The following is a 12,913-nucleotide window of genomic DNA, read 5'->3' as shown; positions in this document are numbered from 1 at the left end:
GCCCATGTCTACTTCCCCCCAGTAGCGGCTAAAATAATATTTTCCTGTGTTGCTTCCCGATAGTCCATCTCCTTGATAAATTGCCCTTCGCACATCACGAGAATTCTGTCACTCATCCCGAGAATTTCAGGCAATTCAGAGGAGATCATGATAATCGCGACGCCTTCCTCTATCAACCGATTCATCAGATTATAAATCTCATACTTGGCCCCGACATCAATCCCCCGCGTCGGTTCGTCCATAATCAAAATCTTCGGATTGGACATCAGCCACTTCCCGATAACGACCTTCTGCTGGTTGCCACCGGATAATGTGCCGACAAGAGTTTCCAGTGAAGACGTCTTGGTTTTCAGTTCCTGTACATACTTTTGACCCCAATTGATCTCTTCATTATCATTGATGATTCCATAACGGGATACGCGATCCATCGTGGCCAATGTTGTATTCATCTTAACATCCAACCCGAGCACCAATCCCTGTCTTTTACGGTCTTCAGATACGAGACCGATGCCCGCACGGATAGCATTCGCAACCGTTCGGATGCTTACGACTTGCCCCTCAATCAGAACATCTCCTTCAGATTTCCCCTCGTATGCTCCGAAAAGAGAGGTGACCAGTTCGGTCCGCCCTGCTCCCATCAGTCCTGCAATGCCTAAAATTTCGCCTTTACGTAATGTAAAATTGACATCTTTAATGATTTTCTGATTTTTCTTTTCTCGATGCCATACCGAATAGTTCCGAACTTCCAAAACCACTTCTCCTGGTTTATGCTCTACCCTTGGATAGCGATCGGTCAACTCGCGCCCAACCATCAAAGATATGACTTGATCATCGTTGGTTTGATCCGTTTCTATGGTTGCAATCGTTTGCCCGTCACGCAATATAGTAATACTGTCAGAAATGCGAAAAACTTCAGGCATTTTGTGTGAAATGTAGACGCAGGACACGCCATTCTGACGAAGCTGCTGTAAAATCTCCATGAGAATCTCGACTTCGCTTTCGGTTAATGCGGCTGTCGGTTCATCCAAAATGAGGATTTTCGCATGCTTGGATAACGCCTTGGCGATTTCAACGAGCTGCTGCTGACCGATACCCAGTGATCCGATTAGCGTATCCGGGCTCACATGAAGCCCAACCCGCTTCAACAAGACGGACGCATCATGATAAAGCTGATCCCATTGGATCATCCCCCGTTTGGTTGGTTCCCGACCCAAGAAAATGTTTTCCCCGATGGTCATATCTTTGACCAAAGCCAGCTCTTGATGAATGATGGCAATTCCCGCATGCTCAGCATCCGTTATCGTTTGAAATTCTTTTATTTCACCGTTGATCCGAATTTCCCCGGAATAGGTCCGTGCCGTATGGAGACCGCTCAGCACCTTCATCAATGTTGATTTCCCTGCGCCATTCTCGCCGCAGAGCGCATGAATTTCCCCCTGCCTCACTTTAAAATTCACATTGTTCAGCGCCTTCACTCCGGGAAATTCCTTGGTAATGTTCATCATCTCTAATGCATACATTTCTCCAGCTCCTAACCATTCATATTCCAGAAACTAGATTGGAGGCAGAAGCGCCCGCAGGACGCTCCCCCTCCAAAAGAAATTACTATTTCGGCCATTGATCCTTCGGAACGTTTTTGTAAACGTCCTCCACCTTGTGGTAGCCGTCCTTGATAACCGTGTCCGCCAGGTTCGACTTGTCAACGGAAATCGGATCCAGCAAAATGGATGGAACATCAATTTTGCCATTATTGACCTTGCTGGAAGCACCATCTACCTTGCCATTTTTCGCAATAGCAACTGCCATTTCCGCAGCTTTGGTCGCAATGGCTTTAATCGGCTTGTAAACGGTCATCGTTTGCTTGCCTTCAGCAATGCGTTGAACTGCCGCCAGATCGGCATCTTGACCGGATACAGGAATTTTTCCTGCCATACCTTGCGCATTCAGTGCTTGAATGGCACCGCCAGCAGTGCCGTCATTTGCCGCCACAACGGCTTGAATATTATTATTGTTGGCAGTCAGCGCATTCTCCATATTCTTCAACGCTTCCTCAGGCTTCCAATCCTTGGAGAACTGATCATATACAATTTTAATGTCGCCTTTATCCTGCAAAGGCTTCAAAATGTTCATTGTGCCTTGTTTAAACATATGCGCGTTATTGTCCGTGTCTGCTCCGCCAATGTACACAAAGTTACCTTTGGACACTTTTGCCGTAATCGCTTTTGCTTGCATCTCACCTACCCGAACATTATCAAAGGAGACATAATAATCCACGTCGGAATTTTTGATCAGCCGGTCATAAGAGATGACTTTAATGCCTTCTTTATGCGCCTTTTCCACAATCACTGCTGTTGCTTCTGCGTTATGCGGGATAACCACCAATACGTTTACGCCTTGCGAAATGAGCTGTTCTGCTTGGCTCAATTGAGTGGCATCATCCCCATTGGCCCCCAAAACCTTCACTTCACCGCCTAATTCCTTCACTTTTGCAATGAAAAGATCCCGGTCCTTCTGCCAGCGTTCTTCCTTAAGCGTATCCATGGACATACCGATGACGATTTTTCCGTCACCCTTTTTCCCGGCATCCGTTCCCGTGCTATCGGCTTTCTTGCTATCCGTCGATACGACTCCGCATCCTGATACCACTGCAGCCAGCAGCAGTCCGCTAAAGCCCAAACCTATGAATTTACGCCATCTATTCATTCTTTGCTCTCCCCTTGTCTTTCAGTTTTTTTGAATGCGCTTACAAACAAATGCTTCTTATTGCTTTGCTTTTCATTGTAGGAACCTTTTTTCTATCACCTCCGACATTTGCGGTTTTCTTGATCCATTTCCTTTACAAGACTTATTTTACCTGGAACTTTTCCGAATCACGATGTGATTTATTTTTTTAGTATTTGTTTTTTTACACATTCTCTTTATGATCCAAATATTCCCTATACTCGGTGGGATTGGTTCCTACTGCTTTTTTAAATGCGGCGCTGAAATAATGAGCATCCCGGTATCCAATACGTTCAGCAATCTCGTAATTTCTCAAATCGCTAGTCCTCAGCAATTCCTTAGCTTTGTCGATGCGAATTTTCGTTAAATAATCGATAAAATTTAGGGAGGTTTGCTCGCGGAACAATAAGCTTAAGTAGCTGGGGCTAATTTTAAATTCTTTTGCAAGTGAAGTTAACGTAATGTGCTCGTTATAATGCTCGTCAAGGTATTGCTTAATGGTTATGACGAGGGAAACGTTGCGATTATTATGTTTCATATGGATATGCTGATTGATCTGTTGGAAGATGTGGAGAATGTGCTTGCGCAGCATCTCAAAGTCCTCGAAATCTCCCACGTTCACCCGGTATAGTTCGGCTCGGCCTATAATCTGAAACGCATTAAAACCTAATTCATTGACAGCCTTATACGCCAACAACAGCATATGGTTAATCACGTTGCCGCAAGCTTCCGGATCCATCCGGGCATTCTTGATCTCGAACAAGATTTCATCTACGTCGTTTTTTATGTCCTGGAACAAACCATATTTCATATGTCCATATAGCTGATGGTCGACGAGCATTTGCAACTGCTTGCTGTAAGCCTCTCGCTCGCTATTCAGATCAGAAATCGTATATACGATTCCTCTTCCATGGATTTTGCTCAACGTCACCGCCGTACAAGCCTCCTGATAAGAGCCGTACATCGCCTGAAGGGAAGCGCACATGCCTCCGATACCGGCTGTCAGGCGGCAGCCTTTTTCCATCCACGCCCGTTCAATCCATTGTTCCAGTTTTGCAGTCAATGCATGAATATGGTCAAATCCGATGAGGACTAATTGTTCCAGCTTATAATTGATAACGAGATAGATGGGCTCCTTCCCCACCGTCTCCCGCTCAAGCCATTGATAAAGCATGAGATTCGTTATGTATAAATCCTCATCGGACGCTCCCTCAAGCACCGAATCGATTTGCAGAGCAATCACATGATAGGAACGGGCTTGAAGATCGTTCAAACCTAAATACGAAATTTGTTTTAAAGGCTCATTGACGACACAGTGACTAAGTAAATCCCGAAAAAACTTTTCCCGCAGCATCTCCCGATTCTCTATCAGCTGTCTGCGCATTTCTTCCCGCGCCTCCAGCTCATGCTGTGAATACTCAATATCCTTCTTGGCTTTTAATATTTTTATCAGCAAATTCTTGCATTGAAAAGGCTTTAAGATATAATCGTATACATTCAAACGAATGGATTCGACCGCATAATCAAATTCTGCATGTCCAGAAATAATAATAACTCTGCATTCTGGAAAACCTTGCTTGATGAGCTTCGTCAATTCAATCCCGTTCATCTCTGGCATTTGAATATCCGTTATGACGATTTCCGGGCGATGCTGCAAAAATAAACGCCAAGCTTCATTCCCGTCGCCAGCCTCATAAATCTCTCCGAATCCATTCGCCTGCCAGTCGATATTGTTCCTGATCTTGTCCCGAATCATATCTTCGTCCTCTGCAATCAATACCCTCAGCATAAACTTACCTCCTTGGAGCTTTGCTTTGTAAAATTCCGCCTAGCGCTAACCCTTTGTTACAGTTACAGGAAGGTACACGACTGATTTCGTTCCTCCGCCCGCGACATTCTCCAATTGCAAACCAAACTCCGGTCCAAAAGTAAGCTTGATCCTGTCATTCACATTGCGAATCCCGAAATAATCCGATTCATCGCCTACCCACTCGCGTCCGGAAAGCACATTATTGATGTGTTTGATTTTGTATTCATCCATGCCCGCGCCGTTATCGATCACTTCTAGTCGGATATGATCTTTCAGCATGCAGCCTCTGACGACGATCCGTCCCTGCTTCATTCCTCTCACACCGTGATAGATACTGTTTTCCACAAGCGGCTGGAGAATAAGTTTAACGGTTAAACAGGATTGTATGGCGGGGTCAATCTCGAATAAGTAATCAAATTTGTTGAAAAAGCGGAATTGCTGGATATGAACATAGGTACAAACATGCTCGACTTCTTCTTTAATGGTTATGATCTCCTTGCCATGACTAAGACTCGTGCGAAAGAGCTTGCCCAGTGCTTCGATCATATCTGAAGCTTCTTCGATGCGGTTTTGCTCAAGTAAACCAATGATCGAATCGAGCGTATTATATACGAAATGCGGCTTAATCAATTCTTGCATCGCTTTGATTTCCATCCTTCGCATTTTGTCCTGATCATGCACAATTTGTTCCATCAACTCATGGATGCGCATAATCATCCGGTTAAAGCTTACCGCCAATAATCCGATCTCATCCCGCCCCTTGACTCTAGCGTAATCGGTAAAATTTCTATCGGCCGCCGTAGAAGCCAGTACTTGCAGTTCCCGTATCGGCTTCGTCATAATATTCGTGATGTAGATGGATAGGAGGACGACAGCCAAGATACAAATGGCTACCGCAGCGATCGTAATCCCGCGAATCCGGTCGACTCCCTTAACCAGTTCCGATTCCAACGATACCCCTACAATTCGCCAATTAGTCATCTTTGAAGTTTTAAACGTCACGATATAGGCCTGTTGTTGTTCCGTATGCCTAAAACTGCCGCTCTCCGAATGAATAATCCGCTCATTCTCGATCATCGCTTTGGGATATCCGAATTTACCCGTATCCGCCTGCCGATAAATCATTCTCCCCTGCTCATCCGTTAAATACACATAACCGCGTTTCCCCATTTCAATGTCTTTCACAATACGATTAAGAAACTCGGTATTCACATCTATACAAATCGCACTCGATTTACTTAAAGCGATCGAATTCACTCTTTTGCATATCGAGAACACACTTTCATTAAGTAAACTTTGATGTGGAGAAAGAATGATCGCTTCGTCCGTCTGTTTGTTATTTAAATATTGAAAAATCGCGTCTCGCGGATCAGACCAGTACACCCCGTTGGACCCGATCGTTTTCCCGTCTTCCATAATAATCCGAATATCCTCAAGGTCTGTTTTCATCGTTTTGAATTGATTGAATTGTTCCCACATGCGCACGGTATATTTTCGATTTTTTTCGATATTTCCGGCCTCTGTGAGCTTCAAATACTGCAGTAGATAGTAGTCATCCCGCATACTCAATACATTGATAATATCACTAACGTACGTCTCCATATTTTTATCTACCCGGCCAATAACCTCATTGGAATACACAATCGTATTTTCTTGAAGATTTTTGATATAAAATTGGTAGGATATATACCCGACGATGCAAATAGGAACTATGCTTAACGTCAGGAAACATATAATCAGCTTCACCTTTATGCTCGTAGCGACGAAATTTTTCATTAATATCACTTTATCTCCCAAGGTTCTTTCCTTTGCAAAAGCTTATCGAAGTTGCTGCGGTCTGCATATTCCAAATCGGTATAAAACTCGGTTTGTCCTAACAGTTCACCTTTCATAGCCTCAATCATATGTTCCACACTCCAGCGCCCCATCATCGTAAAATCTTGCCCGACCAAGCTGTCGGCCATCCCATTTTTAGCAGCCGTTATCATCGGATAGAAGGTGTCTATGGCCACAGCTAACCCGCCTTCCTCCCGCCACTGCTTGTATTTGGGCAGCGCATCCAATGGGGCAATCAACGGCCAGCCGCCGGTACTAAAAAACAAATCAATGCCATCGTGCGTTCGAATATATGTTTCCAATAGCTCGCCCGCCAAAGTGAGATCATCGTTACATTCAAGAACCGCCTGATAATTGATGTTCGCACTCTCCGCAAGGGCATCCTGAAAGCCTTTAAGCCGTTGATTTAAGTTCAGACTGTCTCTGCTCCCCGTCATTACAAGCGCTCTCAAGGGTTCGTGGAGTCTGCCCTTTTCCTTTAGTATTTTCAGCATCTGCAAGCCGCTTGCCCGGCCAATATCGTAATTATTTGTCCCGACATAAAAAAGGCGCTTACTGTTCGGGCAATCCGAATCGAATGTCGCCACCTTGATTCCGGCATCCACAGCCTTGTTGATCAACGGGCTTAAGCGTTCCGGGGCGATGCAGCTGACTATGATCCCATCGACTTTGCGTCGGATTAAGCCCTCAATAATTTTTTCCTGCTCCTCTGACTTCGTGTTCATTGGACCTAGCCATTCCAACTTGGCTCCATACTTCTGAACCGTCCGTTCTGCTTCCTCCTTAGCCTCCAAGAAAACAGGGTTGTTCAGCGATTTGGGTACGATCGTAATTATCGTGTCTTTTGATTTGCTAACAGCATTTGCAGTCATTTGCGACTCCTTCCAAATGGTTGAGCCTGAGGTGCTCTCCTCAATGAAACCGCTCTCACAACTTGTTAAAAGAAACATAAGAAGCAAGAGAAGAGCAGGGAGACGTGTCATCATTCTATAGCCTCCTTTAGAAAAATAACCTTATTTGTTAATTTTAAAGACAATAATCCAAATATAACCATATGCGACTGTTTGATGAATAGTGTACAAGAATACAACATGAACTTCAATCCCTTGATGAAGCTGAACTCACACACAAATACAACATAATGCACACCCGCGTCGCCATATGGAATTGAAGCCAAAGCCATGTATAATGAGAGTATATTCTCAAAAACGTGAATAGCATTCCATGAGGGGGATATACGCATGAATTCCAGCGGGAGCTTGTACGAGCAGCAAATTGCCCGGGAGTTGAGGCTGTGGGAAAAAGAACTCCTTAAGCCGCCGGGCTTTTTGGAGAAGACGTCCAAGGCCGTATCGGTCCGCATCAACCAGGTCATTCCGGACAAAGTACATCAGACGATTACCGCTACAGTCAAGGGCATCGTTCAGACCGCCTTATTCAGTATCGAATATATGCCCAAGCATCCTCCCCTGCTCGGCTTGACGCTTGCCATGCGGGATCATAAATCAGAGGAGCTGCTTGCCTTTTACAAAAAGCTGGCCGCGGCCGAAGGAGCCGGGACGGGGGCTGGCGGAATTTTGCTCGGATTGGCGGACTTCCCGATTCTTATTGGCATCAAGATGAAATTTTTATTCGAGCTGGCGCATCTGTACGGTCATTCCACACAGGATTACAGGGAAAGATTGTACATCCTTCATGTGTTCCAGCTGGCTTTCTCCAGTCAACGTAAAAGACCGGCCTTGCTTGAAACGCTGCGCAGCTGGCCGGTTACCTCCCGTACCTTGCCACCCGCGGAGTCGTACGCACAGCATATCGATTGGCTGCAGCTGCAGCAGGAATATCGGGATACGATCGATTTCCGGAAAATGCTGCAGCTGGTCCCGGGCATCGGCGCTGTCGTAGGCGCGTGGGCGAATTACGGCCTGCTTGAGGAGCTGGGGAGAATCGGAATGAACTGTTACAGGATGCGTTGGCTGGAGCAATCCGGGACGGAATCGATAACTTAGAACACAGATTGTGAAAAGGAGATACAGGACCGATATGAAAATAAGCAAACAGAACGGGGAACATTATGTATGGGGAAGCCAATGTGACGGCTGGCATTTGGTGAAGCAGCCGGAATTAAGTGTCATCCACGAACGGATGCCTTCCGGTACAAGTGAAATCAGGCATTATCATGTCCATTCACGGCAATTTTTCTTCGTGCTGTCCGGAACCGCGGAGCTGGAGATGCAGGGCGAGACCTTCCAGCTCCATGCCCAGGAAGGCCTCGAGGTAGCACCCGGCGTGCCGCATCAAATGAAAAACACATCGGATAGCGATGTGGAATTTCTCGTGATATCTCATCCGCAAACCCGCGGTGACCGTGTGACTGCGAGTTAGCGATTCTGCAGCAGCCGGAGGCTTCGAACCAGCTGCTCTTTCGTCAGATCAAGCCGTTTCTTGGCAAGCCCCGAGGTCTTTGGCTCCGTCCACATAAAGCCGTCCCCGACATAACGCGGAAAGACGTGCATATGGTAATGGCGCAGGTCGTTAAACCGCCCGCCGTTCTGGATCACCGTAATCCCGTCGGGACGATACAATGCTTTGAGCGCCCTAGAAAGCAGCATCGATGCATCCATCACCGCTCGTGCGGTTGACGGCTCCAGCTCGTCCAATTCAACCGCATGATTTTTCGGTAAAATGAGCGTATGCCCTTCCGATAAAGGGTCGATATCAAGCAAACAAGTGACCCAATCGTTCTCCAATACGATATGGGCCGGGTCGATTCCAAGCGCCAATCGACAGCCCAAGCATGCGTGGGAATGCATTGTTTTCCGTCCACCTTCCTTACAGACATCTACCATTCATCATACCATATAATGGAAAACGAATGAACTGCCCCCTCCTAAAGCTAAGGAAAGACGCCTCCAGCACCACTTAAAGTGAAGCCGGAAGCGTCCTTTCCTGGCGTCTGCCCCTCAACCTGCCATACGAACTCCCCTCCGGTTAGCGGTTTATCCCCGTGTGAGCCTTCACGACGATTTCATCAAACTTTGCTGCATCCGAAGGACGGGAGAGCCAGGTGCCGACGATCGCCCCAATAAAGCCGAGAGGGATAGAAATAATACCCGGATTCACGTAGGGGAACCATGCAACGCCAACGAGAATCGCTTTCCCGGCCTCCGGATTCCACACACTGGGGCTGATTGCCACAAGAATAAGCGCGCTGATCAACCCAGTTAGCATCCCGGCCACCGCACCTGTCGTGTTGAACCTCTTCCAGAAAATCGTAAATAAAATGACCGGCAGATTAGCACTAGCCGCAATGGCAAAGGCAACGGAAACGAGAAAGGCCACATTCAGCTTTTGTGCGAACAGCGACAGCAGAATGGAAATGACGGCTACGCCGACGGATGCCCAGCGAGCGACTTTCATCTGCTCCTGCTCCCGCGCTTGGCCGCGGCGAACGATATGAGTATAAAAATCATGTGCAAATGCGGATGCCGCTGAAAGCACGAGCCCGGTCACAACGGCCAGAATGGTCGCGAACGCAACAGCCGAGATGAAGGCAAAGAAGAAATCGCCGCCGAGTGCTTTGGCCAGCAGCGGTGCAGCCATATTCCCCCCTTTATCCGCCGCAACGATGCTGTCGTAGCCTACGAACGCCGCCGCCCCGAAACCGAGGAAAATGGTCATTACATAGAAAATACCGATCAGCCAGGTCGCATGCACAACCGAGCTTCTTGCCGTCGGCGCATCCTTCACAGTAAAGAAGCGGATCAAAATATGCGGCAGGCCGGCGGTCCCCAGCACCAAAGCCAAATTCAGCGATAGCGTATCGAGCGGAACTTTATACTTGTTGCCCGGATTCAGGAAGCTGTCCTTGAGCGGGGTCGCCGTTTGCATCTGCGTGAACATTTCGGTCACACTGAAATGGAATTTAGCCAGCACGATGAGTGACAAAATGAATGTGCCCCCCATCAACAGCACCGCTTTCACAATTTGCACCCAGGACGTAGCCCGCATGCCGCCGAATACGACGTACACCGTCATCAGCGCCCCTACGATCAATACCGAAGTCGTATAATCCAGCCCAAGCAGCAGCTTGATCAGCGAACCCGCCCCCACGAGCTGAGCGATCATATAAAAGATCGAGATGGTCACCGTGTTCAGCGCCGCCATCCCCCTTACCTTCTTATCGTCGAAGCGTGCGGCGATCATGTCAGCTACGGTATATTTGCCAAGATTCCGCAGCGGCTCGGCCACAAGATACAGCACGACAAGATAGGCGACCAGAAAGCCGATACTGTAAAAGAAGCCGTCAAAGCCGGATAACGCAATCGTTCCTGCAATCCCGAGAAAAGAGGCCGCCGACATATAGTCGCCTGCTATAGCAAGCCCGTTTTGCCATCCGGTCAGCCCGCCTCCGGCCGTGTAAAACTCGTTGGTGCTATTCGTTTTTTTGGCAGCGTAGTAGGTAATGACCAGAGTCATCGCAACAATGGCGAGAAACAAAATAAAGGCCGTCGTATTCAAAGGCTCCGCCTCCCCGAATGGTTATTGTTCGAATTGATGACGAATCTGTTCAATCATTTTGTCGTACGCATTCGATTTGCGGGAATAGATGATACACAGAACCCATGTCATGATGAATTGCGAGAACGCAAACACCCAGGCCCACGAAATCGGCCCGAATGCCGGCTTATTCAACACGGTGGAGTAAGAGGTTAGCAAGGGGAGGAGGAAATAATAAGCGAAGAAAAATATGGACATGGGGAGTAAAAATTGCTTTTTCCTGCGCAGCAGCGATTGGAATCGCTCGGATTGCGCGATTTCACTATAAGACAACGCTTTGGCCTTCATGGGGGTTACCTCCAATACATGTTAGATTTACGCCACCGTCCGGGAGCGTTTTCAACATAGTGTATTAGGCCGGTACCCAAATTAGTACAGCTTCACACCCAGGTATAGACGGCTTTGTCGTGCCCTGTTCAGCAAAAAAACCGCCTGTCGCCCAAAGGCAGCAAGCGGTTGTGCTATTACTTGTACGAAGGCCAAACTTCATGCGTGTAGGCCATTTCCCAGAACATATATTCATAATGACTGCTGATGATAAAATGCTGCTTCATCCGCGCTCGATCGGCTTCCGACAGCCCTTCCGCCAGCTCATCCAGCCGGTCGATCTGCTCTCTGACCATCTCCCCGAACCATTCCCCGCCGTAAGCGGCGATCCATTCCCGGTATATCGGCTCCTTCGGTGTCGAGCCCTGCAGCCTCTCGCCGATCTCGTAATACAACCAATAGCACGGCAAAATCGCTGCGATGATATCCCCCAAATGCCCGTTATAGGCCGCACGGAACATATGGGACGTATAGGCATAGGCCGTAGGGGACGGCTGGAATGCGCGTCGCTCCTCCTCGGTAATGCCCAGCTGCTGCATAAACGTTTGATGCAGGGACAGCTCGGCGTTATAGGTGCCTTGAGCGTGCACACTCATCCGGTTGGATACAGCCAGACTGTCCGCTTTGGCAGCGCCGAGGGATTGTACCCTGGCAAATTGCGACAAATAATATGCATCATTTAATACATAATGGCGGAAGCTCGATAAAGGCAGCGTCCCCTTGGCGATGCCTTGAACAAACGGATGCTCGAAGCTGGCATTCCAGCTTTGATCTACTGCTTGCCGCAGCTCTTGAGAAAACTTCAACGTCATGAGTAAGTCTCACTCCTTGTGTTTAATTTACTTTATACCGCACATCCCCGATATGAAAATAAGGAAAATGCAGTCCTGCATACAAAGCAGCAGCCAGCATACCGGTCAAATATAGTAGAAGAAACGCATCTCCCGCTGAGAAGCCGATGCGGTAATAATAAGTCCGAGCGCGCGCCATGGAGAACCGCTTTGCTTCCATGGCCACGGCAATCCGCTGTGCGCGGCGGATGCTCTGGGCCAGCAGCGGCACGGAGTACAGCCGCAGCGTTTCGTAAAAACCGCGGAGCCCGACCTTCCGCTCCACGCCCCGCACCTTCAACGCCATGCCGAGCGTGCGGAATTCTCCCGCCATAATCGGCATCAGCCGTAGAGCGGCCATGAAGCTGTAGGCGTATTTCGGCGGCAGCTTGCACTGCTGCATGAGCGAGTAGAATAAAGCGACAGGCTGAGTCGTAAGGGCGAACATCAGCCCCATAAGTGCCATATTGACGGTTTTGAGCCCGATGTGCAGCCCCCGGAAAAAGCTCTCTTCACTGATACGGACAAGCCCCCACTGAATCCATACCGTGTCCCCTTTGCCGAACATCATCATCGACATGGAGGAGGAGACGAACAATAGCCCGAACGGGAGAAACATCAGGGCGAGTCTTCGTATCGGTTGACCTGAAAAGCACAGCAGCAGCGCCAACTGAGCCGCGGTCAAATTAATCAGCACATTGATGTTGTCCGTCAGCAGCACAACAAAGAACAGCACAATGGAGCAGATCAGCTTCAGGCTGGGATTAACTCGATGCAGCCAGGTTTCCTTGTAATTCCAAATCGAATGCACGGCTTTAACACTTCCTTTATA

General features: G+C 48.0%; 12 protein-coding genes. 2 read left to right on the top strand and 10 right to left on the bottom strand.

Annotated features, from left to right (window positions below; all coding sequences use genetic code 11):
• Positions 1 to 8: 8 nt before the first annotated feature.
• The 5 genes from CF651_RS06790 to CF651_RS06770 form a co-directional block, all read right to left on the bottom strand.
• The gene (locus CF651_RS06790) at positions 9 to 1,520 is read right to left on the bottom strand and encodes a xylose ABC transporter ATP-binding protein (protein ID WP_094014079.1); all 1,512 of its coding nucleotides are present in this window, start codon (positions 1,518 to 1,520) and stop codon (positions 9 to 11) included.
• Positions 1,521 to 1,605: 85 nt separating this feature from the next.
• Complete coding sequence (xylF, locus tag CF651_RS06785; RefSeq protein ID WP_094014078.1) at positions 1,606 to 2,703, bottom strand: D-xylose ABC transporter substrate-binding protein; 1,098 nt, start codon at positions 2,701 to 2,703, stop codon at positions 1,606 to 1,608.
• Positions 2,704 to 2,905: 202 nt separating this feature from the next.
• Positions 2,906 to 4,510 (bottom strand): response regulator, encoded by a 1,605-nt coding sequence (locus CF651_RS06780; RefSeq protein WP_094014077.1) that lies wholly within the window; start codon positions 4,508 to 4,510, stop codon positions 2,906 to 2,908.
• Between the two features lie 45 nt (positions 4,511 to 4,555).
• On the bottom strand, positions 4,556 to 6,307 hold the full coding sequence (locus CF651_RS06775; RefSeq protein ID WP_094014076.1) for a cache domain-containing sensor histidine kinase: 1,752 nt from the start codon (positions 6,305 to 6,307) through the stop codon (positions 4,556 to 4,558).
• Positions 6,308 to 6,312: 5 nt separating this feature from the next.
• Positions 6,313 to 7,239: a substrate-binding domain-containing protein gene (locus tag CF651_RS06770; protein ID WP_179232708.1), complete on the bottom strand. Its 927-nt coding sequence runs from the start codon at positions 7,237 to 7,239 to the stop codon at positions 6,313 to 6,315.
• Between the two features lie 369 nt (positions 7,240 to 7,608).
• On the opposite strand from CF651_RS06770, the gene CF651_RS06760 reads away from it, so the two are divergent.
• Positions 7,609 to 8,373, top strand: coding sequence for an EcsC family protein (locus tag CF651_RS06760; RefSeq protein WP_094014073.1), 765 nt, complete (start codon positions 7,609 to 7,611; stop codon positions 8,371 to 8,373).
• A gap of 34 nt (positions 8,374 to 8,407) precedes the next feature.
• Positions 8,408 to 8,749, top strand: coding sequence for a cupin domain-containing protein (locus CF651_RS06755; RefSeq protein ID WP_094014072.1), 342 nt, complete (start codon positions 8,408 to 8,410; stop codon positions 8,747 to 8,749).
• Here CF651_RS06755 and CF651_RS06750 read toward each other — a convergent pair.
• The 5 genes from CF651_RS06750 to CF651_RS06730 form a co-directional block, all read right to left on the bottom strand.
• Positions 8,746 to 9,177, bottom strand: a complete 432-nt coding sequence (locus tag CF651_RS06750; protein WP_094014071.1) for an HIT family protein — start codon at positions 9,175 to 9,177, stop codon at positions 8,746 to 8,748. The genes CF651_RS06755 and CF651_RS06750 overlap by 4 nt on opposite strands.
• Positions 9,178 to 9,355: 178 nt before the next feature.
• Positions 9,356 to 10,885 carry a solute symporter family protein gene (locus tag CF651_RS06745; protein ID WP_094014070.1) on the bottom strand — a complete coding sequence of 510 codons (1,530 nt, stop codon included), beginning with the start codon at positions 10,883 to 10,885 and terminating at the stop codon, positions 9,356 to 9,358.
• Positions 10,886 to 10,906: 21 nt separating this feature from the next.
• Positions 10,907 to 11,212, bottom strand: coding sequence for a DUF485 domain-containing protein (locus tag CF651_RS06740; RefSeq protein WP_094014069.1), 306 nt, complete (start codon positions 11,210 to 11,212; stop codon positions 10,907 to 10,909).
• A gap of 176 nt (positions 11,213 to 11,388) precedes the next feature.
• A complete protein-coding gene (gene tenA / locus CF651_RS06735) occupies positions 11,389 to 12,057 on the bottom strand; it encodes a thiaminase II (protein WP_094014131.1) in 669 nt (222 codons plus the stop codon).
• Between the two features lie 28 nt (positions 12,058 to 12,085).
• Positions 12,086 to 12,892, bottom strand: a complete 807-nt coding sequence (locus CF651_RS06730; protein ID WP_094014068.1) for an energy-coupling factor transporter transmembrane component T family protein — start codon at positions 12,890 to 12,892, stop codon at positions 12,086 to 12,088.
• Positions 12,893 to 12,913: the final 21 nt, after the last annotated feature.

The sequence above is a fragment of the Paenibacillus rigui genome (assembly GCF_002234615.1).
In the GTDB taxonomy this organism is placed as follows: Bacteria; Bacillota; Bacilli; order Paenibacillales; family NBRC-103111; genus Paenibacillus_S; species Paenibacillus_S rigui.
Note: the sequence above shows the minus strand (reverse complement) of the source record. Positions and strands in the feature narration are given on the sequence as shown.

Coding starts and splice junctions, on each gene's coding strand:
- CF651_RS06740 (WP_094014069.1), bottom strand. CDS start 11,212: ATGAAGGCCAAAGCGTTGTCTTATAGTGAAATCGCGCAATCCGAGCGA.
- CF651_RS06750 (WP_094014071.1), bottom strand. CDS start 9,177: ATGCATTCCCACGCATGCTTGGGCTGTCGATTGGCGCTTGGAATCGAC.
- xylF (WP_094014078.1), bottom strand. CDS start 2,703: ATGAATAGATGGCGTAAATTCATAGGTTTGGGCTTTAGCGGACTGCTG.
- CF651_RS06755 (WP_094014072.1), top strand. CDS start 8,408: ATGAAAATAAGCAAACAGAACGGGGAACATTATGTATGGGGAAGCCAA.
- CF651_RS06790 (WP_094014079.1), bottom strand. CDS start 1,520: ATGTATGCATTAGAGATGATGAACATTACCAAGGAATTTCCCGGAGTG.
- CF651_RS06770 (WP_179232708.1), bottom strand. CDS start 7,239: ATGACTGCAAATGCTGTTAGCAAATCAAAAGACACGATAATTACGATC.
- CF651_RS06760 (WP_094014073.1), top strand. CDS start 7,609: ATGAATTCCAGCGGGAGCTTGTACGAGCAGCAAATTGCCCGGGAGTTG.
- CF651_RS06775 (WP_094014076.1), bottom strand. CDS start 6,307: ATGAAAAATTTCGTCGCTACGAGCATAAAGGTGAAGCTGATTATATGT.
- CF651_RS06780 (WP_094014077.1), bottom strand. CDS start 4,510: ATGCTGAGGGTATTGATTGCAGAGGACGAAGATATGATTCGGGACAAG.